Genomic DNA, 21,800 nt, shown 5'->3' on the forward strand with positions numbered 1-21,800 from the left:
GTGACGCCACGCGTGCCACCGAAAGGCACTGACCAACCGTCATGGTGGGTGTCCAGCAAGCCAGCACACATCGCCATCGGGGAGCCACCATGTCCGTCCGCCGCCGTCGCCCGCTGCTCGTCACCGCCGTCCTCGCCGTCGGGGCCGGTCTCGTCCTGACCGCCTGCGGGCCCGACAACGCCGACCCGGCCGCCGGCCCGAAGGCCTCCCCCACCACCGCGGCCGTCGCACCCGCCCCCACCGGCGCTGCTCCCGCAGCGGGGTCACCGACCGCCCCGGCCACGGGCGCGGCGTCGCACGCCCCCACGACCGCACCGCACACGCCGTCCGGCACCAGCCCCTCCACCAGCGCCCGACCCGGCGGCGGCAACGCCCCCGCCCCCACCGACGCCACCCCCTGCGACATCAGCAACCTCTCCATCCACGTCACCGCACGCCCCGGAGCACCCAGCCAGCGGGTCATCGACGTCCACAACACCGGCACCAGCGCCTGCAGCCTCAGCTCCTCCCCCGGCGTCAACCTCGGCAACTCCACCGCCCGCGACCAGAGCAACAACATCCGGCCCGTACTCGCCAGCGGCACCCTGCGTTTCCCCGTCCCCGCAGGCCAGAACGCCTACGTCGTCATCGACCTCAACCCCACCAACGCCACCACCGGCACCACCCCCGACATCAACGAAATCAACGTCCTCGCCGACCAGGACGACACCAACATGCCCCTCGCCGCCACCCACAACTTCCCACTCACCCCCGACACCCGCGTCCTCAACCCCCACATGGGCAACTACCGCGCCACCATCGCCGACGCCGTCACCTCCATGGCAGCCGCCGGCAAGTAGCCCTGGCCACACCACCATGGAGGGTGCCCGTCGGTCACGGGCCCGGTCGGCGCTCCGGCGCGACGGTGATCAGCGGGTGGAAGTGGGCGAGTTCGGCGGGCTCGTCGACTATCAAATGGCCCCGCCGGAACGGTCAAGCGTCTCGATGCACCACATCGCACCGCGCGACCCAGCGAATCGGCTCAGCGAATCGGGCAGGCAGGCAGGCCCGGGCCTGCTGACAGGCAACCCAGCACACGTCCCGTCAGGTCGGAGGGCAGGGACGGAGGGCAGGGACGGGAATTCGCCCGCGTCAGGCCCCGTATCGGTCGGCGAGTGCGCGGGCGGTCGCGGCCAGCCGGGCGCGCAGCTCCGGTGGTTCGAGGACCTCCACGTCGGTGCCCAGTCTCAGGAACTCGTTGTGGGCGTGGCCGAGGGACTCGATGGGCACGGATGCCCTGGTCCAGCCGTCCGCCTCGGCCACCCCCGAATCCGCGACCGCCCGGTCGAACGCGCGGCCGAGCTGCTCGCGGCCCCGGGCGACACCGCGCGGCGACAGGCGCACCGTCGCCTCCGCGGTGTGCAGTCGGGCATGGAAGTCGGCGAGCCCGTCCCGCCAGTGTGCAGCCAGGTCGAAGCTCGCGGGTATCTCGAACTCCTCTTCCAGCTCTCGCAGTTCGAGGATCTGGTTGACCCGGTAGGTACGCGGGGTGGCACCGCCCGCGGCAGCGACCAGATACCAGCGGCCGGCCTTGAGGACCAGCCCGTACGGCTCCAGTCGCCGTTCCACCTCGGTGGGCGCCTTCCACCGCCGGTAGCGGACCCACACCCTGCGCCGGTCCCAGAGCGCGGCCGCGACGGCCGCCAGGTGCGGCGTCTCGTCCACGTCCCCGTACCAGCCGGGCGCATCGAGGTGGAAGCGCTCCTGGATCAGCCCGGCCCGCTCGCGGAGCTCCGCCGGCAGGGCGGCCCGCAGCTTAAGCTGGGCGGCCGCCAGTACCTCGCCCAGGCCCAACTCGGCCGCCGGGCCGGGCAGCCCGGCCAGGAACAGGGCCTGCGACTCGTCGGCGGTCAGGCCCGTCAGCCGGGTGCGGTACCCGTCGAGCAGTTGGTAGCCGCCGCCGTGACCGGCCTCGCCGAACAGCGGGACCCCGGCGGCGCCGAGCGCTTCGAGGTCCCGGTAGACCGTGCGGACCGACACCTCCAGCTCGTCGGCGAGCTGCTGGGCCGTCGTCCTTCCCCGGTTCTGGAGGAGCAGGAGCAGTGAGATCAGTCGGCTGGCGCGCACGGCTGTCAGTATCCACTGACAGGAGGTGTCAGTGGACCGGTTCTAGCCTGCGGCCATGATCGATTCCGACTTCCTCCACGGTTCCCGGGGCATGGCCGTCCGCAGACTCACCGGGGTTCCGGCCGGCGGTGACGGCCAGGAGCAGGAGTTCTCCGTGAACGGCGGACACAGCCGGGTGCTCGACCGGGTCGCGGAGCTCAGCCGTGTCCAGTTGCAGGACGCCTCGTGAGCATCGTCGAACTGCGCCAGTACACCCTGCACCCAGGTGCCCGCGACACTCTGATCGCCCTCTTCGAGCGGGAGTTCGTGACCGGACAGCAGGCGGTGGGCATCACCGTCGGCGGCCGGTTCCGGGACCTGGACGACCCGGACCGCTTCGTCTGGCTGCGCAGCTTCCCTGACATGGCGTCGCGGGCACGGGCACTGCACGCCTTCTACTACGGGCCGGTCTGGCAGGAGCACCGGGACGCCGCCAACGCGACGATGGTGGACTCGGACGACGTCCTGCTGCTGCGCGGCCCGGGCTTCACCGCCCCGGCCGACGCCGGACCGGTCGTCGCGACCATCTGCCACCCCCTGGACCCCACCGCCTTCGCCGACCACTTCGAGCGGCACCTGCGCCCCGAACTGGCCGCCCGGACCCCGCCGTTGGCGGTTCACCGCACCGAAAACGCGGAGAACGACTTCCCCGCCCTGCCCGTACGGGTCGGCGAGGACGTCCTGGTGTGGTTCGCCACGGGCGACACCGCCCCCCTGCCGGACCTCTCGACACACCTGCACTCCGCCCCGCAGCAACTGCACCTCTCGCCCGTGCCGCAACCCTCCCGCTGAAGCCCGTCGCAGAGGGCCGTGGGTGGGCAGGCCGACGTCCGGCCCGACCTGCTGCTCCACCCGCCGAGAACGGGGTTGTGCGAGGTGGCGACGGCCCGCACCGCGCTGGTGCGGGCCGTCGCTCCCCGCTCCCAGACCGTTGGCCGGCGGGAATGGAGCAGTCCGGCTGGAGCACTACGAAGCGGCCGGTGGTTCCACCTGAGCGTGTGTCTCCGGCGGCACCGGGAAACGCCTCAACAACTCGTCCATCCAGGCGGCCGGATGGGTGGCCGTCGCCGCGCCGCCGGGGAGGGCCCGCGCTTGGCGGATGCCCTCGGTCAGTGCCTCGACGGCGGCCTGGGTGGTGTACCGGTCGGCGACCCACTGGCGGCCCGCCCGCCGCACCTCGTCCTGGCCGGGCAGGTCGAGCAGCTCAAGGGCCTTGTCCGCCAGCCGATCCGTTTCGAGCTCCGGGATCCGCCACGCGGACGGCGAGTCGAACAGTTCCGCTCCGCCGCCGGCGGCGTAACCGGTCACCAGGCAGCCGCTGGCCATCGCCTCGGCCAACGGCAATCCGAAGCCCTCGCCCTCGGGTGCTCCCAACGCGATGAACACCGACGTGTCGGACAGGACGCGAGCGACCTCCTCGTGGGGGACCGCATGGATGTCGTACAGGTCCACACCCTCGGACCGCGGGTCGGCGTGCAGCAGACGGCGGAGCAGCGTGGTCTCGATCGGACGCTTGCGGGACATCCACGCGATGCGCCGAACCCGCTCGGTCGACGCCGGTCGGAACAACTCGGTGTCAATGACGTTCGGCACCAGGTGCGGTTCGAACTCGGGCAGGGCACGGCGGAACATGTCGACGCCCGCCTTCGAGATCGTCCACAGAGCCGGCTGGTCCGACCAGCCCGGATACGGGCCGGGGTCGGGGCAGGTCAGGAAGTTGACGTAGTGCCCCTGCGAGTAGATGACCTTGTGGCCGCCGGGCGCCGGGTCGTGCCCCGGGACGACGCTGACCTCGTGCAGCACGAGCACGTCCTCGGGCCCGAGGTCCAAGGTCATGCCGGACAGCGTCGGCACGTCGTCGTCGAACCACGTGTAGCGGAACCCCGGCGTGGGCGTCCAGCGGAACGCCTCGACGCCGACGGCCCGCAGCAACGCGACCTGCTGGTTCAGCACCCGAATGCCGCCCAGCGGGAACTGGAACTCGAACGACGCGTAGATGACTCGGCCGGTCACCGTACCTCCCAGAGAAACAACGATCGGTGGGACCAGAGCGTGGGCAGTTGGGCCAGAGAGGCGGCGTCACCCTCCCGGGGCCGTGGAGCAACGTCCGTGCGCAGCAGCTGGGCCTGGCCCGTACTCATACGCCCAGGGTGGCAGCAATGCCCCCGCGTGTCACCGGCCCACAGCAGGACGGAAGGAAGCGGAGGCCCTGCCACCGGGGGCCGTACGCCGTGCAGCGACCGCGGATAATGGCCGTGGCCGCGGGCCGGCGGCGCCGGCGGCCTCGATCGATGGAGAGGCAGAGGACGGATGACCCTGAAGGAAGGCCGGCGCGTCAGGTTGGCCGAGGATCTCGGGATCGGTGAGGCGGTCGCCGGGGAGCCCGGGGCCGTCGTCGGGTTCCTCTCGCTGGGATCCGGGATGGAGGGCACCGTCGAGCGGGTGGACGGGGTACTCCCGGAGAGCCATGAGGTCCGCGAGTACCAGCGGCTCAAAGCGCTGTTCGAGGACTACGGGCACACCATGCCGGTGGCGAGCCGCGAGCGCCTGGAGGCGGAGATCGCCGTGCTGGAGCCGCAGTGGACCGCGCACCGGGAACGGGGGAACCGGGTGACGGTCCGGGTCCGGCTGGACAACGGCTTCGTCCTCGACGGGGCGGACCAGGACATCCTCACTCCACTGTGAGGGAGGACGTCCCGCAGCGGCGACAGCCCCGGCACTCGACTCCCGGGCCTTCGGCGGGACGGGCGGCCGCCCGGATGCTCGTACACCACGCCAACTGACAAACGATGGACGGGCGTTGCGAACGGTGCGGTGAACGGCGCGGGCCGCACCGTCCATCGTTTGTCTGTCGGCGCGGCACATCGTTCATCACGGCGCGGGACACCGCCCGCGCCACCCACCGAAGGCACACGGAATCGAGGGAACCATGCGTACCTCCGCACGCTTCGCGGCGTTGGCTGCGGTAAGCGCCATCGGGCTCGGCACCATCGCCACCGGCACCGCCCAGGCCGCCCCGGTCACCGCCCAGGCCACCGTCCAGGCGGCCCGGAGCACCACGGTCCACCTGCACAACGGAACCGGCTGCTCGCTCTACCGGACCGGCTACGCTCTGGCCCACGGCATCTGGACGCAGGGCCAGGAGCCGCCGCAGATCCTGGGGAACACCGGCGACGCCACCTTCCAGTCGGAGAGCAACGGGTTCCTGACCGGCACCGAGGGCTGGGCGACGTTCAGCACCTACGGCTGCGAGGAAGGCTGGCGCAACAACAACACCGTCCAGCTGCACTGGGCCAACCCCTACGCCGGCTCCAACAGCTACGACGAGAACGGCACCAGCAGCGTCTTCCGCACCACCCGTGAGAGCGGCTCCGGCGACAACGCCGACGTCTACTGGGGCGTGTGGAAGAACTGATCCCGGCCATCGGGCACCGCCAGGGTCGGACAAGCGCCGCCAGATAGTCCAGGATCTGTCCGGCCCCCGCCCCCCGGCGCCTGCGTCGGGTGATGCGGCGCCTGTACCGCCGCGCCGCTCGCCGCACGCCGCCGCATGAAAAGCACGAAAAGCACGAAAAACGGTGCCCCGCCACTGGGTGCCGAACGGCCCGGGCCGTTCGGCACCCGCCGGCCAGCACCACCGAGACGCCTCCACCACGTGCTCACCGCAGCAACCGCCGAGCGCCCCACCAGCCCCCTCCGGCCCGGTAATTCGATGGCACGATGCGCGCCGAACCCCGACCCTGGTCACCGTGCCAGAACCCAAGCATCGGATCCGCGCCCTCCACACGGCCACCACGGTGACCGTGTACCAGGCGTACGCTCCGGAGATCGGCCTGCCCGCCGCACAGGACGGCCACTTCCCGGCTGCCTGGAAGAGGGACCGAATGACGTGGATCAAACCGTCGTTCCTGTGGATGATGTACCGCTGCGGCTGGGCGGGCAAGGAGGGCCAGGAGACCGTCCTCGCGATCGAGATCACCCGTGAGGGCTTCGAATGGGCCCTGGCAAACGCCTGCCTGGCCCACTACGAACACGGGCTGCATCCTGACCGCGCCACCTGGAAGCGCCAGCTGAAGCGGGCCCCGGCCCGGGTGCAGTGGGATCCCGAACGCGATCTGCACCTTCAGCCGCTTCCCCACCGTTCCCTCCAGCTCGGCCTCGCCGGCGAGGCCGCCGAGCGCTACGCGGAGCAGTGGATCGTCTCGATCGACGACGTCACCGCACTCGCGCATGCGGTCCAGGCCCAGGTGAGGGACGGTGCTCCGGAGGCCGCCCGGCAGCTCCTTCCCGCCGAGCGCCCCTATCCGGCGGGCGACGCGATGCTGAACCACCTGCGCGGCTGAGCCGGTCCCGAGCGCTCGGGGCCGCGGGCTGCTCGTTCCGTCGCCGTCCGCCAGGGCGGCTCGCGACGGTCCGAGGCGTGGTGCACCGTCAGGTGACACCGGGGCCGGGGTGGCGTTGCCCGTTCCGTCGTCGTCGCGACCGGCGCGCGCACGCCGGCGACCGCGCCACGGGAGATCCGGCGGCCGCCTCACCTCGTCGGGGACGCACGAGCCGCCGGTGATCAGCCGTCGGCGGCGAGGCGGTTCAGCCACTCCCCCAACAGATGCTGCTCGGCGCTGCTGAGCTTCGTCTGTTCGGGCAGCGCGGCGCGCAGGGCGCGGGCGGCGCCGGCCGGGCCCGGCTCCTTCACGGCCGGCTGCCGGTTGGTGACGGCGGCGACCATGCACTCCCGAAGGGTGGTCAGCAGGGCCGGGTCGCGCCGGTCCTGGGGCAGGGACAGCCAGGTGAGCACGGCGCCGCGCGCCGTGGCGTGGATGATCTGGGCCGCGAGTTCCTCGTCGACGCGGAGCCAGCCGCCGGTGGCGAGGCGCCGGATGCGGCCCATCAGGATCTCCATGCCGGCTTTGAAGGCGGCCGAGGTGGTCCCGGTGGGTTCGGTGTACATCAGGGTGTACAGCGCGGGGTTGGCCAGGCCGAACTCGACCGCGACGTCCCAGCCGGCTCTCAGGTCCTCGATCGGGTCCCGGGGGTCGGGGTCGACGTGCTTGGTGGCGAGGAACGCGGCGAAGCCGTGCTCGGCCACGGCGTCGAGCAGCCCGTCCTTGTCGCCGAACAGCCGGTAGATGGCCGGCGGCTGCAGGCCCGCCGCATCGGCGACGGCGCGGGTGGTGACCGCGTCGCGGCCCCCGCGCGTCAGCAGGCCGATGGCGGCCTCGATGACCCGCTGCCTGGTCTGCTCCCGGGCCGGGGACGCGCTGGCGGACTCGATGGCGGTCCCGGACGCGGTGCCGGTGGCGCCGTCCCGGCCGCGTGAAGGCGATGGCATGAATCAACGATACCGCACCGCTGGTTCCATCGTTATTATCGGTGATACCTTAAACGTGTTTCCACTGGAACCACCTCGTCGCGACACGGGAGCACATCATGATCATCGTGACCGGAGCCACCGGACAGCTGGGGCGTCAGATCGTCGAGAGGCTGCTGACGCGCGTACCGGCGGCCCGCATCGGCGTCAGCGTCCGCGACCCGCAGAAGGCGCAGAACCTCGCCGACCAAGGGGTACGGGTACGCCAGGGCAGCTTCACCGACGCCGCCGGCCTCGCGCACGCCTTCGAGGGCGCCTCGCAGGTGCTCGTCGTCTCCGTCGACAAGATGGGCGAGGAGTGCGTCAGGCAGCACCGCATCGCGATCGAAGCGGCCGTCACGGCGGGCGCCCGTCGCATCCTCTACACCAGCCAGATGGGGGCCGGCGCGACGTCGCACTTCCAGGCCTGCCGCGACCACGCCGCCACCGAAGAGGCCCTGCGCACCTGCGGCGTGCCGTTCACCTCGCTGCGCAACGGCTTCCACGCCACCAGCGCGGCACACTTCCTCGGCAACGCGGCACAGTCCGGCCGGCTCGCGCTCCCCGCGGACGGGCCGGTCGCCTGGACCGCGCACGCCGACCTCGCGGACGCGGCCGCCGCCATCCTGGCCGACGAGGGCCGCTTCGACGGCCCCACGCCGCCGCTCACGGGCCGACAGGCGCTCACCTTCGACGACGTCGCCGCCCTCGCCACCGAGCTCACCGGCCGCCCCATCACGCGGACCATCGCCCCCGACGACCAGTTCCGCACGCAGCTGACCGGCCAAGGCGTCCCCGCGGAAACCGCCGACCAGTTGCTCGGCATCTTCGCCGCCAGCCGCGCCGGCGAGTTCGCCACCACCGACCCGACCTTGGCCGCCCTGCTCGGCCGCGAGCCCGTCACCCTGCGCACGGTGCTGCGCGAGCAGCTGTCCGAAAGCTGATCCACAGCGGGCGGCCGGGTGCCGGTGCCGGTGCCGGTGCCGGTGCCGGTGCCCGGTCCTGGCCGCTCGGCGCCGTCCGCACCCCGCCCCGGGTGTGCCGGCCTGGGCCCTGTCCGGCCGATCTTGCCGGACAGGGCCCAGCGGAGTCGCCCGGTCAGGAGACGCGCTTCAGCTGCCAGGCGTTGTTGTTGAAGCTCGGGTTCGACCAGGCGACGCAGCTGCTGGTGTAGTACGAGCCGGTCTGGACCCAGCCCGCCGGCGGGTAGGTGGTGGAGCAGGCCTGGACCACGGTGCCGACGGGCAGCCCGGTGAGCTGCTTTATCTGCTTGATGTTCGGGCTGAAGCTCTGCGTGCCGCAACTGCTGCTGTAGCCCCAGCTCACGTCGACGAAGCCGGCCGGGGTCAGAACGCTTCCGCACGAGGTCGTGACGTCGCCCGGGGCGGCCTGCGCGGGCGCGGCGGCCAGGGCGAACATCGCCGCGGCGCCGGCGATGGTCATACAGGTACGAAGACGGATCATGGGTGAGGGCTCCTTCTGATCGCGGGTGGGTGGCCGGTCAGGCCGTGGAGCCATTCCTACGGTTTGATCACCGGCTTCGGATAGCAACTTTCAGGCCTAATGGCCCCCCGGGCAGGACGGCGGCCGGGTACCGGAACGACGGCGAGGCAGGGGGCGTTGCGGTGGACGCCGTCGGGCGGGACTGCGGGGAGTTGCGGATCCGCTTCGCCGCAGGGGTCCGGGCGCTCCGGGCGTCGGGATTTCTCCTGCAGTATGCGAACTTGTGCGGTCGTATCCGAACTTGATGCGATTTCCTGCCCTTCATCTGTCACACACACCAGTGAATGCGCCCCGAAACCAGGACGTGGACGACCGGTTGTCGCTCTCCTGGGGGTCCTGTCCGGATCGGGCAGATGTCCGCCGACCATGAGAGTGGGGATCAGGTGGGGACGAGAAGGAGAAGGAAGGGCGTCGCGCGGGCCGCGGTGCTCGCCGCCGCGCTGTGCGGGGGCGGGGCGCTGACGGCGCCGGCGGCGTTCTCGCAGACGGAGGACGGGACGGTGACGGTCCGGGTGATCCGGGCCGTGGACTCCTCCGGGGTGTGGACGCCCGCGCTGGAGCCGGGGCTGGCGGGCGTGAAGGTGACGCTCACCGGCGAGGAGCGGGCCCACGTCGAGGGCACCACCGGGGCCGACGGGACGGTCACGCTGGCGCCGCCGCGGAGCCGGGAGCACGGCGGAACGTACCGGGTGCAGGTGGTGAATCCGAGGCCGGGCGTGCTGTTCCCGGCGTTCGCCTCCCGGCAGGGGCTGGACGGCGCGCCGAACCAGCTGAGCTCCAACGAGGAGTTCGTCGACCTCTCCGGCGGCAGGAACGTCTCGTACACCACCGGGCTGTGGTACCCGGGGGACTACTGCCAGCAGAACGCGCCGCTGGTGACGACCTGCCAGAACACCACCTTGGGAGGCGGCGCGCAGCGCACGCTGGTGTCGTTCCCGTACCGCGCGCGCGGCCAGGACGGCGTGGACGTCAACGTCACGAACCTCGCCACCGACGCGCAGACGGGCACGCTCTACGGCATCGCGTGGAACAAGGCCGACCGGCGGGTGTTCTCCTCGGCGTCGGCCAAGCGCACCACGGACTACGGTCCGGGCGGCGCCGGCGGCATCTACGTGACCGACCCGGCGCAGGGGCGGACCACGCTGTTCACCACCGTCCCGGACGCCGGCGGCACGGCGCACGGGCCGGGGACGGACGACGCGTTCCTCGTCGCGCCGGGCAAGGAGAGCCTCGGCGGGCTGAAGGTGACCAACGACGGCCGGGACCTGTTCGTCGTCAACCTCAACACCCGCGCGCTGTACCGCTACGACGCGACCGCGCCGACGGCCGCGCAGCCGAGGGGCGTCTACCCGATCCCGGACCCGGGCTGCGCCTCGGCCGGGGACTGGCGGCCGTTCGGCCTGGGCCTCCAGGACGGCGTCGGCTACCTCGGCGGGGTCTGCTCGGGCGAGTCGACGGGCAAGGCCTCGGACCTGCGGGCGGTCGTGCTGCCCTTCGACCTGGCCACCGGCCGGTTCCGCACGGCCGTGCTGGACCAGCCGCTGGACTACCCGCGCCAGTCGACCGTCGGCTCGGGCCCGTGCGACGGCGCAAGCTGGTTCCCGTGGACGAACACCTACCCGACCACGCAGAACGGCCAGACCTGCGCCGGTTTCCGCGCCCAGCCGGAGCCGGAGCTGGGCGAGGTCGGCTTCGAGACGGACGGCTCGATGCTGCTGGCCTTCCGCGACCGCATGGCCGACCGGGCGACGGGCCAGTCGGGGTCGGGCGCAGCGGTGGGCGAGGTGCTGTCGGGCGGTGACCTGAACAAGGCCTGCCTGAGCGGCGGCACCTACGTGCTGGACGCCAACACCGGCTGCGGGCTCTCGCCCCGGGGCGCCCGTTTCTTCGACACCAGCCGGATGGGCGTCCACCACAACGCGGCCTACGCCGGGATGGCGCTGTCCAAGGTCGAGAACACCATCGGGACCTCCGGGTTCGACCCCAACAGCACGGCCTTCGGCTACGGCACGTCGTTCGTCCAGCGCGACGGCAGGCAGGACCCGGCGTTCGGCCTGCGGCTCAACCCGGCGAACGTGCCCGCGCCGTTCGGCAAGGGCGCCTCGATGGGCGATCTGGAGGTGCTCTGCGACCAGGCGCCGCTGCAGATCGGCAACCGGGTCTGGTACGACGCCGAGCACAAGGGCATCCAGAAGCCGGGCCAGCGCCCGGTGGAGGGCGCCACCGTCCACCTGTACGACGGGCCGGGGAAGCTCGTCGGCACGGCGCGGACGACGGCGCGCGGCGAGTACTACTTCGACGACTCGAACGTGGACGGCGGGCTCAAGCCGCACACCAAGTACACGATCCGGCTGGACAACCCCGCCGACTTCGCCCAGGGCGGCCCGCTGTACCAGTGGGTGCCCACCCGGCACGACGTCGGCGACAACCCGTTCATCAACTCCAAGGGCGTCGTCCCGCCGGGCGCAACGTACGCCGAGCGGGAACTGACCACCGGCGGGCCGGGCCAGGACGACCACACCTTCGACTTCGGCTTCCGGCCGCAGGAGGGCACGCTGACCCTGGTCAAGCACGACCAGGACGGCAAACCGCTGGCCGGGGCGACGTTCCAGCTGTGGCGCTGGAACGGCGGGCCCAGCTGGCCGCAGACCACCGGCGAGCACAAGGATTCGCCGGTCGGCGATCCCTGCGTCACCGGGGCCGACGGCATCTGCCGGACCGTCGTCGGACCGGGGACGTACTACTGGGTGGAGGTGAGCCCGCCCGACGGCTACGCGGCGCCGGCCATCGCGGTCTTCGGGCCGCTGGTGCTCACCTGCGAGACCCTGGACGACGGGATCACGGTGACGGTCGTCAACCGGCTGCTCCCGTCGGTCGGTTCGGGCGCGGCCCCGTCGTCGCCGCCGGGTGCGGTCCCGACTCCGACCCCGTCGCCGAGCCTGTCGTCGTCCTCGGCAGTGGCGGTGGCGGCGGTGGCGTCCCCGCCGCCGCCGTCGCCGAGCGCCGGGCCGTCCTGGCCCGATGAGCGGCCCGGCGGCGCGCTGCCGACCACCGGGGCGGGCAGCGTGCTGCCGCTGGGCGTGACCGGTGCGGCGGCGCTGCTGGGTGCGGGCGGCGTGCTGATCGTGGTCGCGCGCAGGCGCGGCGCACGGCACGCGTAACGGCACGCGTAGCGGAACCCGGCCGGGCCCGTGGCGAGTTCGACGGCCACGGGCCCGGCCGGGCGGCCCGTACGGCTTCACCCAGGGCAGAACGCCACTCCCTTCCCCCGACGCCCCGGATCCCTAGGCTGGAGGGGTGAGCACTCATGCGCCGAACGAAGCCCGCGTCATCCCCCTGCGCCCGCACACCTCGTCGCCCGGTTCCGGCGGGGCGACCCGCGCCCCGCAACGACCGGCGGGAGCGCCACCGGCGCCGGCGCCCGCGCCGAGGGAACCCCTGTGGCGCGACCTCGTCGGCGATGCGATGCGCCGCGAACGGCTCGCCCAGGAACGGACGTTGAAGGACGTGGCGGAGGCGGCCCGGATCTCGATCCCGTACCTGTCGGAGCTGGAGCGCGGGCGCAAGGAGGCCTCCTCCGAGGTCCTCGCGGCCGCCGCCCGGGCCCTCGGACTCGGCCTCGCCGACCTGCTCTCGCTCGCCCAGGACGAGCTGACCCGGCACACCCGGAGCCAGGTGGGCCGGAGCGGGGTGGGCCGCAGTCAGGTCAGCCGAAGCCGGTTGGACCGGAGCCGCACGTCGCCCACGGGGCAGTACGACGGGCTCTGCCTCGCCGCCTGATCGGGCCTGACCTGACCTGACCTGGCCTGACCCGGCCGACGGCCGGTACGACGGTGGTGCGCCCCGCCGTACCGGCCACGGCTGCGCGGAGTCAGCCGAACGCGAGCCGTCGGCTCAGCACCTCGTCGGCGAGCCCGTAGGCGACGGCCTCCTCGGCGGTGAACACCTTGTCCCGGTCCATGTCCGCGCGCAGCGTCGCCACGTCGTGCCGCGTGTGCCGGGACAGCACCTCCTCCACCTGCGAGCGGGTGCGGACCATCTCCTTCGCCGCGAGGCTGAGGTCGGACACCGTCCCCTGCCGGCCACCGCTGGCCGGCTGGCCGAGCAGCACCCGTGCGTGCTGGAGCACGAACCGCCGCCCGGGGTCTCCGCCGGCCAGCAGCACCGCCGCCGTCGACGCCGCCTGACCGACGCAGAACGTGGAGATCGGCGCCTGCACGAACGTCATCGTGTCGTAGATCGCCATCAGCGAAGTGAACGATCCACCGGGCGAGTTGAGGTAGATCGAGATCTCGCGTTCCGGACTCTCCGACTCCAGGTGCAGGAGCTGCGCGATGACCACGTTGGCGACCCCGTCGTCGATCTCGGTGCCGAGGAAGATGATCCGCTCGTTCAGCAGCCGGCTGAAGACGTCGTAGGAGCGCTCGCCCTGCGCGGTCCGCTCGATCACGTAGGGAACCGTGTACGACCCCATGTCACAGCCCCATCCGTCGGCGCGACGCGGCCGGGCGGATGTCGGCGACCGACTCCACCACCCGGTCCACGATCCCGTACTCCCTGGCCTGCTCTGCCGTGAACCAGCGGTCCCGGTCGCCGTCGCGCGCGATCGTCTCCTCGCTCTGCCCGGTGTGCTCGGCGGTGATCCGCTCGATGGCCTTCTTGGTGAACTGGAGGTTCTCGGCCTGGATCTCGATGTCGGCGGCGGTGCCGCCGATGCCCGCCGAGGGCTGGTGCATCATGATCCGCGCGTTCGGCAGCGCGAGCCGCTTGCCGGGCGCCCCCACGGTGACCAGGAACTGGCCCATGCTGGCGGCGAACCCCATCACCAGCGTCGAGACGTCGTTCGGGATGAGCCGCATGGTGTCGTAGATGGCGAGCCCCGCGGTGACCGACCCGCCGGGGCTGTTGACGTACAGGGCGATGTCGGTGCGCGGGTCCTCCGCCGACAGCAGGAGCAGCTGCGCGCACACCCGGTTGGCCGACACGTCGTCGACCTGGGTGCCGAGGAGGACGATCCGCTGGGCGAGCAGCTGCGCCGCGAGGTGGTCGTCGAAGCGGCTGGGCGGCGTGCCGCCCTCCTCCGCGCGGGGCGCGAGCGTGGTGAGGGGAGTCATCCGGTCTCCTTGTCGAGATGCCGAGGTGTCGAGGTGTCGAAGCGTCGAGGTGCTGAGGCGGGCTTGCCCTCGACTCCACTCTTGACCCCGGGAGACCTCCGGATGCGTTTTCTCTGCCCGCCGCAGATTCGCCACGGGCAGAGGCGACGGCCCGCACACGGCCGCGTCCCGCTCGGAGCCCTGCTCGGGGCCCAGCCGGAGCCGGGCCCCGAGCGGGGCGGAGGCGGGACGGTCAGACCGGCAGGCCCTGCCACCCGCCGAAGGTGGTGGGCGTCGTGCCCGCGCGGTAGTAGACGCGGCCGTCCGAACCGATCGCGAACACGTGGAGGACACCGCCGCCGTCGACGAGCGCGGCCGGGTAGTCGAGGACGGTGCCGCCGAGGTCCTGCCAGGTGCCGTAGCCGGAGTTCGGGGCGGTCTGGGCGGTGGTGCTCACGCCACCGCCGCGGTTGCGCTCGAACAGGACGACCCGTCCGCCGGCGGTGGCCGCCGCCGGCTCGCCCACTCCCCCGTCTCCGCCGAGGGGGGCCGGGGACTGGCTCCACTCACCGCCGGGCCGGGTCTGGTAGCTGACCAGCATCGCGCCGGTGCCGGCCTCGCGGTAGGCGAGTTCGATCCGGCCGTCCTGGTCGAGCGCGGCCTTGGGCGGGCTGGCCGGCCGGGCTCCGGGGATCGGGCCAGGGCCGCCGAAGGCGCCGTTCGGGGCGCCCTGCCGCCAGCCGAGGACTGCGGTGCGGGTGCTGGCGAACACTTCGATCGCCCCGACGCCGTTGCGGATCGCGGTGACCGGGTCCTGGAGGTCGGTGCCGCCCAGGTCCGTCCACGTGCCCGTCCACACCCCGCCCGGGGTGGTCTGCCGGATGCTGCTGAGGCCGCCCCCGCCGTTCTTGACGAACAGTTCCAGCCGCCCGTCCTGGTTGCCGGCCACCACGGGCACGCCGACCTGGTCCTCGTTGCCGAGTCCGGTGTTGGGGTTGCCGTGGTCGGCCCAGCTGTTCCACCACCAGCCGTTGGGCGCGCCCTGGGGCAGGGAGATGATGTGGTGATCGGTCAGGCGGCGGGCGAAGACCTCCAGCCGGCCGTCGGCGTTGGTGCCGACCGCGATGCCCGGCGCCAGTCGCCCGCCCGGGTCGGCCATCCGCACCGGACCGCCCCAACTGCCGTCCGCCTGACGCCAGTAGGTGTAGAGGGCGCCGGCCCGGACGACGAAGACCTGCGGTCGGCCGTCCTGGTTCAGCCCGGCCCAGGAGGTGCCCCGCGACCAGCGGTAGTACATCCGGGAGAACCAGGCGTCGGAGTAGTTCCCCGAGTGGTCGTGGCTCGCGTACTCGGAGACGAACACGCCCTTGGCGCCGGTCGTCGCCGGGTCGAGGTTCACCGGGGAGTCGCTGATGTTGTAGTCCCGGTAGTTCACCTGGATCAGCGGGCCGCCGTACAGCAGTGCCGCCTGGCCGGCGAACTTCGCGGCGGAGACGTGGTCCGAGTGGTCGCCCGAGTAGCGGCTGTCCGGGAGTTCGTCCTGGGCGCGGAGCACGGTCGGCTGGTACGTCACCATCAGCTGCCGCAGCACCTCGACGACGTCCGCCGCCGTGTAGGTCGACGGCCCGGACAGCGGGCTGCCGACCGGGACGACCGTGGTGTCGGTGCCGCCGGCCAGGACGGCGCCGAGCCCGGCATCATGCAGGTTGAGGAAGATCAGGTGCACCGGCCGGCCCTTGAGGACGTACCGTTCGACCTGCTTGCCCGCGACCGTCCACGCCTCGGCCGTCCAGTGCCCGACCTCGTCGGTCGCCGGGTCGGTGTCGCCGACCCCGGTCATCCGGGAGTAGGCGTTGATGGCGCCCATCTGGCGGTTCCAGGTGCGCAGCGGCTCGCCGGCGGTGTCCCAGCAGGACGTGGCGCACGGGTCGCCGGTCGCGTTGCCCGCGGTGACGAACACCGTGACGGACGGGGTGCCGTTGGCGATCGCGTTGGACAGGTCCGGGTTCATGAACAGGATGTCGTCGTCCTCGTGCGCGACGACCTGCAGGAACAGCGGCCCGGAGGCGGCGGCCGGGGCCGCCCCCACGGCCGCGGCCGCGCGGGTCGCGGTCCCCTTGGCCAGGACGGGCGCGGCGAGGGCGGTGAGCGCGACGGAGGTGAGGAGTTGCCGTCGTCCGATTGCCATGTGATTCCCCCCAATTCGAGATCGGCATGTGATCACGCCAAGGCGAGGTTAGCGCATTGTCGGGCAGGCAATGCCATGGGCCGCATTGAGCAAATCACCGGAGGAAAAAGTCAATTGACGCACAATCACGTCACTTCGTTCACTTCCTGCCCATTGGGCGCATTTCCGGAAGAGCCCGTTCCTGCACAGGTGAAATCGGACCAGCGGGCGATAACACGAAAAACTGAATCCAGCTCTGTGCAGCCGAGTGGGGGAAGGCCGGTCGCGTGATATGACGGCGTGTCACCAAATCCACGCCGATCGACCTGCGCGACGATGAGCCCGCTTCGGCGCCCCACCTGCGGGGCCACGCCCGGACGGCCCTTCAGGAGATGTGCGGCCGCCGGCTCGGAGCGGCAGTCCGACCACTCGCCGTAGGAGTTCCGTTGTATTTGGACCGCTGGTCATTGGACCGGGCCGGGATCACCGATCACACGTTGCGGGAATCGTACGAGTTCTGCCGTCGCATGTTGATCTCGGTGGACGGGCGGGCCTACTGGGCGGCGAGCTGCTGCGCGCCGCAGGCGGTGCGCCCGCACCTGTGGGCGGCGTACGCGTTCGGCCGGCACGCCGACCAGCTGGTGGACGGGGGTGACCGGCCGGGCCGGGCCGAAGAGTTCGAACGGTGGGCCGAACACCTCACCGCAGCTCTCGAAGACGGTGGCGACAGCAGCAGCAGCGCGGGAGATCCGATCACACGTGCGCTGACGCACACGGTGCACAGCCGTGGCATCCGCGTCGAGGACCTGATGGCCTACGTGGACGGCCTGCGGATGGACCTGTCCCCGGCCCACTACCCGACGTTCGCCGAACTCCGGCCCTATCTGCGGGCCGTGGGCGGCGCCCCGGCCCGGATCCTGCTCCGCGTCTTCGAGGATCCTTCACCCGCCGCCGAGCAGGCGATGACCCGGCTCGGGGAGGCCGCGCAGTTCACCGACATCGTGTGCGACATCGCCGAGGACCTGCGGATGGGCCGGCTGTACCTGCCGCTGGAGGACCTGGAGCGCTTCGGACTCACCCGCGACGACATCGCCTCGGAGCACAGCAGTGCCGCGGTGCGCGAGCTGCTGCGCTTCGAGGTCTCACGGGCACGGGAGCTGTGGGAGGAGGGCCTCGACGCCCTCGACCTGGTGCACCCGACCAGCCGTGCGGCCTGGCAGGCCGGAGCGGCGCTGCTGCGCGCGCCCCTGGACCGGGTCGAGCGTCGCGGCAACCAGGCGGTGGGCGCCAAGGCCTGGACCACGGCACCGCGCACCGCGGCGATCCTGGTCCGCAGCCTGCTGCACCCGCCGGTCGGCGCCGCAGTTGCGGCACGCCCGTGAGCGCCCACGAGGTCACACTCCCCACCCAGCCCGCACCCACCCACCCCGTACCCACCCAACCGGCACCCGCGCCGCCGCAGGCGCCGGGCCCCCTCTCTCGGCCTCCCCTCCTGTACCGGCTGGGCGTGTTCTCGGCGCGCCGGCGGGGGCTGGTCTGCGGTGTCTGGCTGCTGGTGGTCGCCGCGTCGATCGGGCTGCTGCCGCACTTCCTGTACTCGCTGCGCGCCCCCGTCGTCCGCGTCGACGGATCGGAGTCGGTGCGGGCGGACGGGTTGGCCGCCAAGGGCTTTCCGCTGCTGGGATCCGAGCAGCTCCTGCTGGTGTTCCACTCCGAGCAGCTCGATGCCACCGATCCCCGCTACGCCGACACGGTCGCGTGGACCGCGGCCGCGCTGCGTCACCAGCACGGCGTCCGGGCCGTGGCCGTGCTCCCGACCGCCGAGCAGGCGGCCGCCTCGCCCCCCGCGGACGATGTCGGCGCGCTGATGGCCGCCCTCTCGCGGCTGCGCCACGATCCTCACAACGCCTACGCCCTGGTCGGGCTGGGTGGCGACGAGAGCAGACGCCAGGAGCGGATCGGCGCCCAGCAGGCCCAGGTGGGGCGGGTGGCGCAGCACTTCAGCGACGGCGCGATCAGCGCCGCCCTGGTCGGCAGGACGCCGGTCAACGACGACCTGCGCTCCGTCGAACTCGCCGATCTGCGCGATGTCGAGGGCGTCGCCGTGATCCTGGCCCTGGTGGTGCTGCTGCTGGGCCTGGGCACGGTGGGCGCGGCCCTGGTCCCGGTGGTGCTGGCCGGCGCCGCCATCGCGCTCACCTTCGGTCTGATCGCCGCGGTGGGGCTGATCGACCCGACGCTGCGTCCCGACACCCTGCTGGTGACCGTGGTGACGGTGGTGGGGCTCGGCATCGGCATCGACTACGCGCTGTTCGTCGTCGTCCGCTTCCAGGAGGAGATCGCCGCCGGCGCCCCGCCGGAACAGGCCGCCGGCCGGGCGCTGGCCACCAGCGGCCGGACGGTCTGCTACTCCGGCGCGGTGGTGGCGGCCGCCGCGACGAGCATGCTGCTGCTGCCCTCCCGGGTCTTCCGCGACCTCACCGCCGGGACCTGCACCGTGACGGCCGTGGTCCTGGCCGCGACGCTGACCCTGCTGCCCGCCGCCCTCGCCGGGGCCGCCCCCTGGCTGGGGCGCGGCGCGCTGCCCGGCCGCCGTCCGGCCCGCCAGGACGTCGGCGATGCGGAGGGGCAGCCGTGGGCCCGCTGGGCGCGGCGCCTGATGCGGCGTCCGGTGCCCTACCTGCTGGTCGGCCTCGCCCTGCTCGGCGCTGCCGCGGCCCCGGCCCTGGGCCTGCGCCTGGGCGTCGACTTCGGACGCCACGCACTGGCCGGCACCCCCTCCGGCGCGGCTTTGGCGGTCCTGGAGAGCGACGCGCTCGCCGGAGCGGCGGGCCAGGTGACGGTCATGGTCCCGCACACCGCCGCCGGGCCCGCCCCCCAGCTGCCGGCGCTCCTGGATGCCTTGCGCGCGCAGCCGCAGGCGGCCGTCGTCCAAACCGTCGACAACGGCCGCGACCTCACCATGGTGGTCGTCGTCCCGGCCGTCGCCCCGGACTCTCCGGCGGGCGTCGAACTGGTGCGTCGCATCAGGGAGTTGACCGAGCCGCTGCGCCAGTCGGGCACCCCGGTCGCAGTCGGCGGGTTCGGCGCGCTGCTGCTGGACATCACGCGGGAGGTGTCCGCGACGGTGTGGTGGGTGATCGGCTCCGTGCTGGCGCTGTCCCTGTGCTACCTGGTCTTCGTGTTCCGCAGCCTGCTGTTGCCGCTGAAGGCCGTGGCGATGAACCTCCTGGCCACCGGGGCGAGTTACGGCCTGACGGTGGCGGTGTTCCAGCACGGCTGGGCCCAGGGCCTGCTCGGGTTCACCTCGACGGGCCGCGTGCAGGCGTATCTGCCGGTGATCGTCTTCGCCGTCCTGTTCGGACTGTCCATGGACTACGAGGTGTTCCTGGTGCGCCGGATCCGGGAGGAGTACCTGGCCACCGGCGACAACACCCGCGCCGTGGCACTGGGGCTGCAGCGCACCGCGCGCCCGATCACCACCGCCGCGCTGGTGATGGTGCTGCTCTTCGCCGGCCTGCTCGCCGACCGGGCGCTGGAGATCAAGGAGATCGGGTTCGCGCTCGCCGTGGCCGTCGCGCTCGACGCCACCGTCGTCCGCCTGCTGCTGGTACCCACCGTCATGCGCCTGCTGGGGGAATGGAACTGGTGGCTTCCGGCTCCTCCGATCCGGTTCCGCACCCGCGCGTCGCGCAGGGATGACGGCGCATCCAAGCACGGCCTGTGAGTATACGAACGATAATTGCCCCGCACTTCCCTCGAACCAGGAGACAGCATGCGCACCGGTCGATATGTACTGGCCCTTTCCGCAGCCGCCGTGGCGATCACCGTGGCCGGCCTGACCGCGCCGCCCGGCACCTTCGACTCCCACGCCTCGGCGCAGGCCCGCGCCGCCGCTGCCGCCGAGCAGGACCTCGCACTGTCCAACGGCCAGGCAGACGTCGAGCTCACCGGTCGCGCGCGCCTGACGCTGGACCAGGCCGGCATCCAGGAGAACCAGAAGGGCGGGGACACCACGGGGCTCGTCGAGGACGAGACCCACTGCTCCGGCGCCGGCGGCACCGCGAACCTGATGCCCGACGGCTCCCTCACCGGCACCGTCAGCTGCCAGGACGACGTCGTCTTCACCCCCACCGACGAGGCCGGTGCGGACAACGGGACCACCGGCCAGCAGGTGGAGGTGACGCAGATGACCGAGAACCTGGCCACCGGCGAGGTCGACGTGACGCTCGACGGCAAGAAGGTCCCCCTGCTCACCTGCCCCGACCGCTCCTCCGACGTCACCGTCAGCGGATCGAGCGCGCAGACCGACGACGTGGGATGCGACGTCACGCCCGGCGCCGCCGACACCTTCAACAAGAAGTTCGGGGTGAGCGTCTTCGAGCCGGGTGACGAGATCGCCCACGGCACCGGCAGCGCCACCGCGAAGACCACCACCAAGTGATCCGCACTCCCGACCCCGAAAGGCCCCCGCCATGACCGACCCGAGCACGGCCGACGACTCCCCTCGACCACACCGCTCCCGGCCACGACTGCGCCGCGCCACTCTGATCACCGCCGCCTTCACCGCCGCGGCCGTGGTCGCAGCCCTGACCTGGGGACGGCAGACCTCCGCCCAGGCAGCGGACGTCCCCATCGCCTACACCTACGACATCGACAACAGCCTCATCTACAAGTTCAACACCAAGGACCGCACCCTGGTCGGCGACCCGATCAGCACCGCCAAGTACGGCAGGGACATCGCCGTGACCAAGGACGGCAAGTACGCCGTGGTGTTCCTCTCGGTGGACCGCACGGTCGTCCGCTACGACGTGAAGACCGGCAAGCAGGCCGGGGACCCGATCAAGGTCGGCAAGGTCAGGGGGATGGTGATCAGCCCCGACGACAGCACCCTCTACGCCGCCGGCTTCAGCAACCAGATCACCCGGATCGACCTCAACGCCTGGACGGTGGGCACCCCGATCGGTGGGCTCGCCAGTACCGGGGACATGCGGCTGGCCATCAGCCCGGACGGCAACCGGCTCTACCTCACCTACACGTTCCGCCACCTGATCGAGGCCTTCGACACCACGACCGGCGCCAAGGTCACGCAGCCCGTCGACCTCAAGGACGAACTCGGCCGCCCGGTGGTCAGTCCGGACGGCAAGTACCTCTACGTCCCCATGATCCGCGCGGGCTCGGTGCTGGTCGTCGACGCCGCGACCGACCAGCCCGTCGGCAAGCCCATCAGCGCCTGCGACGGCCCGGCCTACATCGCCCTGAACTCCGACGGCAGCCGCGGCTACGTCTCCTGCTCGTCAGGAGACGCCATCGCCATCGTCGACACCCAGAAGGCCGTCCGGATCGGCGACCCCGTCAAGGTCACCCGGGACCCCCTCGGCTCCGCACTCACCCCCGACGGCAAGAAACTGTGGATCGCCCACGGCTTCGGCCACGCCGTCAGTGTCCTGGACACCACCACCAACACGATCGACGGCGCCCCGATCGACTTCCCCAAGAGCCGCGCCATGGTGGGCATCAACATCCGCTGAGCCCATACGCACAC

Annotated in this window: 20 protein-coding genes; 13 read left to right on the forward strand and 7 right to left on the reverse strand. The window is 72.2% G+C overall.

Annotation, left to right across the window (positions count from 1 at the left end):
* Positions 1 to 89: 89 nt before the first annotated feature.
* On the forward strand, positions 90 to 839 hold the full coding sequence (locus AB0R04_RS22415) for a DUF4232 domain-containing protein (protein WP_363373812.1): 750 nt from the start codon (positions 90 to 92) through the stop codon (positions 837 to 839).
* A gap of 292 nt (positions 840 to 1,131) precedes the next feature.
* On the opposite strand, the gene AB0R04_RS22420 is transcribed toward AB0R04_RS22415, so the two are convergent.
* Positions 1,132 to 2,106, reverse strand: coding sequence for a WYL domain-containing protein (locus AB0R04_RS22420; protein WP_363373815.1), 975 nt, complete (start codon positions 2,104 to 2,106; stop codon positions 1,132 to 1,134).
* A gap of 55 nt (positions 2,107 to 2,161) precedes the next feature.
* Between AB0R04_RS22420 and AB0R04_RS22425 the strand changes: the two genes are divergently transcribed.
* Entirely contained in the window at positions 2,162 to 2,335 is a 174-nt protein-coding gene (locus AB0R04_RS22425; RefSeq protein WP_363373818.1) for a hypothetical protein, read from the forward strand.
* Complete coding sequence (locus AB0R04_RS22430) at positions 2,332 to 2,937, forward strand: NIPSNAP family protein (RefSeq protein ID WP_363373821.1); 606 nt, start codon at positions 2,332 to 2,334, stop codon at positions 2,935 to 2,937. The genes AB0R04_RS22425 and AB0R04_RS22430 overlap by 4 nt, the downstream gene beginning before the upstream one ends.
* 174 nt (positions 2,938 to 3,111) lie before the next feature.
* Here AB0R04_RS22430 and AB0R04_RS22435 read toward each other — a convergent pair whose 3' ends face one another.
* The gene (locus tag AB0R04_RS22435; RefSeq protein WP_363373824.1) at positions 3,112 to 4,158 is read right to left on the reverse strand and encodes a glycosyltransferase; all 1,047 of its coding nucleotides are present in this window, start codon (positions 4,156 to 4,158) and stop codon (positions 3,112 to 3,114) included.
* A gap of 297 nt (positions 4,159 to 4,455) precedes the next feature.
* On the opposite strand from AB0R04_RS22435, the gene AB0R04_RS22440 reads away from it, so the two are divergent.
* The 3 genes from AB0R04_RS22440 to AB0R04_RS22450 all read left to right on the forward strand — a co-directional run bounded on the left by AB0R04_RS22440 (position 4,456) and on the right by AB0R04_RS22450 (position 6,488).
* A complete protein-coding gene (locus AB0R04_RS22440) occupies positions 4,456 to 4,830 on the forward strand; it encodes a hypothetical protein (RefSeq protein ID WP_363373826.1) in 375 nt (124 codons plus the stop codon).
* A 244-nt stretch (positions 4,831 to 5,074) separates the two neighbouring features.
* Positions 5,075 to 5,560, forward strand: a complete 486-nt coding sequence (locus tag AB0R04_RS22445; RefSeq protein WP_363373827.1) for a hypothetical protein — start codon at positions 5,075 to 5,077, stop codon at positions 5,558 to 5,560.
* A gap of 334 nt (positions 5,561 to 5,894) precedes the next feature.
* Positions 5,895 to 6,488 carry a DUF4291 domain-containing protein gene (locus AB0R04_RS22450; protein WP_363373830.1) on the forward strand — a complete coding sequence of 198 codons (594 nt, stop codon included), beginning with the start codon at positions 5,895 to 5,897 and terminating at the stop codon, positions 6,486 to 6,488.
* A gap of 221 nt (positions 6,489 to 6,709) precedes the next feature.
* Here the strand turns inward: AB0R04_RS22450 and AB0R04_RS22455 are convergent, their stop codons facing one another.
* On the reverse strand, positions 6,710 to 7,474 hold the full coding sequence (locus AB0R04_RS22455; RefSeq protein ID WP_363373832.1) for a TetR/AcrR family transcriptional regulator: 765 nt from the start codon (positions 7,472 to 7,474) through the stop codon (positions 6,710 to 6,712).
* 98 nt (positions 7,475 to 7,572) lie between these two features.
* Between AB0R04_RS22455 and AB0R04_RS22460 the strand changes: the two genes are divergently transcribed.
* The gene (locus tag AB0R04_RS22460) at positions 7,573 to 8,436 is read left to right on the forward strand and encodes an NAD(P)H-binding protein (RefSeq protein ID WP_363373834.1); all 864 of its coding nucleotides are present in this window, start codon (positions 7,573 to 7,575) and stop codon (positions 8,434 to 8,436) included.
* A gap of 154 nt (positions 8,437 to 8,590) precedes the next feature.
* On the opposite strand, the gene AB0R04_RS22465 is transcribed toward AB0R04_RS22460, so the two are convergent.
* A complete protein-coding gene (locus AB0R04_RS22465) occupies positions 8,591 to 8,956 on the reverse strand; it encodes a hypothetical protein (RefSeq protein ID WP_063352607.1) in 366 nt (121 codons plus the stop codon).
* Between the two features lie 392 nt (positions 8,957 to 9,348).
* Between AB0R04_RS22465 and AB0R04_RS22470 the strand changes: the two genes are divergently transcribed.
* Both AB0R04_RS22470 and AB0R04_RS22475 read left to right on the forward strand, forming a co-directional pair.
* Entirely contained in the window at positions 9,349 to 12,156 is a 2,808-nt protein-coding gene (locus tag AB0R04_RS22470; RefSeq protein ID WP_363373837.1) for an SdrD B-like domain-containing protein, read from the forward strand.
* Between the two features lie 136 nt (positions 12,157 to 12,292).
* The gene (locus AB0R04_RS22475; RefSeq protein WP_363373838.1) at positions 12,293 to 12,775 is read left to right on the forward strand and encodes a helix-turn-helix transcriptional regulator; all 483 of its coding nucleotides are present in this window, start codon (positions 12,293 to 12,295) and stop codon (positions 12,773 to 12,775) included.
* A 91-nt stretch (positions 12,776 to 12,866) separates the two neighbouring features.
* On the opposite strand, the gene AB0R04_RS22480 is transcribed toward AB0R04_RS22475, so the two are convergent.
* The 3 genes from AB0R04_RS22480 to AB0R04_RS22490 all read right to left on the reverse strand — a co-directional run bounded on the left by AB0R04_RS22480 (position 12,867) and on the right by AB0R04_RS22490 (position 16,276).
* Entirely contained in the window at positions 12,867 to 13,469 is a 603-nt protein-coding gene (locus AB0R04_RS22480; RefSeq protein WP_063352604.1) for an ATP-dependent Clp protease proteolytic subunit, read from the reverse strand.
* Between the two features lies 1 nt (position 13,470).
* A complete protein-coding gene (locus tag AB0R04_RS22485) occupies positions 13,471 to 14,109 on the reverse strand; it encodes an ATP-dependent Clp protease proteolytic subunit (RefSeq protein ID WP_363373840.1) in 639 nt (212 codons plus the stop codon).
* 232 nt (positions 14,110 to 14,341) lie between these two features.
* Positions 14,342 to 16,276 carry a PIG-L family deacetylase gene (locus AB0R04_RS22490; protein ID WP_363373842.1) on the reverse strand — a complete coding sequence of 645 codons (1,935 nt, stop codon included), beginning with the start codon at positions 16,274 to 16,276 and terminating at the stop codon, positions 14,342 to 14,344.
* Positions 16,277 to 16,782: 506 nt separating this feature from the next.
* Between AB0R04_RS22490 and AB0R04_RS22495 the strand changes: the two genes are divergently transcribed.
* From AB0R04_RS22495 to AB0R04_RS22510, 4 genes are all read left to right on the forward strand, one after another.
* A complete protein-coding gene (locus tag AB0R04_RS22495) occupies positions 16,783 to 17,637 on the forward strand; it encodes a phytoene/squalene synthase family protein (protein ID WP_363373844.1) in 855 nt (284 codons plus the stop codon).
* Positions 17,638 to 17,762: 125 nt separating this feature from the next.
* Entirely contained in the window at positions 17,763 to 19,982 is a 2,220-nt protein-coding gene (locus AB0R04_RS22500; RefSeq protein WP_363373846.1) for an MMPL family transporter, read from the forward strand.
* Positions 19,983 to 20,030: 48 nt separating this feature from the next.
* On the forward strand, positions 20,031 to 20,699 hold the full coding sequence (locus AB0R04_RS22505; RefSeq protein WP_363373847.1) for a hypothetical protein: 669 nt from the start codon (positions 20,031 to 20,033) through the stop codon (positions 20,697 to 20,699).
* A gap of 31 nt (positions 20,700 to 20,730) precedes the next feature.
* Positions 20,731 to 21,786, forward strand: coding sequence for a YncE family protein (locus AB0R04_RS22510; protein WP_363373848.1), 1,056 nt, complete (start codon positions 20,731 to 20,733; stop codon positions 21,784 to 21,786).
* The last annotated feature ends 14 nt before the right edge of the window (positions 21,787 to 21,800 follow it).

Source organism: Kitasatospora sp. NPDC056731, assembly GCF_040687675.1.
In the GTDB taxonomy this organism is placed as follows: Bacteria; Actinomycetota; Actinomycetes; order Streptomycetales; family Streptomycetaceae; genus Kitasatospora.

What these genes read in the sequence shown, in the direction of transcription:
- AB0R04_RS22460 (WP_363373834.1), top strand. Translation starts at nt 7,573, where the DNA reads ATGATCATCGTGACCGGAGCCACCGGACAGCTGGGGCGTCAGATCGTC.
- AB0R04_RS22440 (WP_363373826.1), top strand. Translation starts at nt 4,456, where the DNA reads ATGACCCTGAAGGAAGGCCGGCGCGTCAGGTTGGCCGAGGATCTCGGG.
- AB0R04_RS22495 (WP_363373844.1), top strand. Translation starts at nt 16,783, where the DNA reads ATGTTGATCTCGGTGGACGGGCGGGCCTACTGGGCGGCGAGCTGCTGC.
- AB0R04_RS22465 (WP_063352607.1), bottom strand. Translation starts at nt 8,956, where the DNA reads ATGATCCGTCTTCGTACCTGTATGACCATCGCCGGCGCCGCGGCGATG.
- AB0R04_RS22505 (WP_363373847.1), top strand. Translation starts at nt 20,031, where the DNA reads ATGCGCACCGGTCGATATGTACTGGCCCTTTCCGCAGCCGCCGTGGCG.
- AB0R04_RS22425 (WP_363373818.1), top strand. Translation starts at nt 2,162, where the DNA reads ATGATCGATTCCGACTTCCTCCACGGTTCCCGGGGCATGGCCGTCCGC.
- AB0R04_RS22470 (WP_363373837.1), top strand. Translation starts at nt 9,349, where the DNA reads ATGTCCGCCGACCATGAGAGTGGGGATCAGGTGGGGACGAGAAGGAGA.
- AB0R04_RS22455 (WP_363373832.1), bottom strand. Translation starts at nt 7,474, where the DNA reads ATGCCATCGCCTTCACGCGGCCGGGACGGCGCCACCGGCACCGCGTCC.
- AB0R04_RS22415 (WP_363373812.1), top strand. Translation starts at nt 90, where the DNA reads ATGTCCGTCCGCCGCCGTCGCCCGCTGCTCGTCACCGCCGTCCTCGCC.
- AB0R04_RS22445 (WP_363373827.1), top strand. Translation starts at nt 5,075, where the DNA reads ATGCGTACCTCCGCACGCTTCGCGGCGTTGGCTGCGGTAAGCGCCATC.
- AB0R04_RS22490 (WP_363373842.1), bottom strand. Translation starts at nt 16,276, where the DNA reads ATGGCAATCGGACGACGGCAACTCCTCACCTCCGTCGCGCTCACCGCC.
- AB0R04_RS22480 (WP_063352604.1), bottom strand. Translation starts at nt 13,469, where the DNA reads ATGGGGTCGTACACGGTTCCCTACGTGATCGAGCGGACCGCGCAGGGC.
- AB0R04_RS22485 (WP_363373840.1), bottom strand. Translation starts at nt 14,109, where the DNA reads ATGACTCCCCTCACCACGCTCGCGCCCCGCGCGGAGGAGGGCGGCACG.
- AB0R04_RS22510 (WP_363373848.1), top strand. Translation starts at nt 20,731, where the DNA reads ATGACCGACCCGAGCACGGCCGACGACTCCCCTCGACCACACCGCTCC.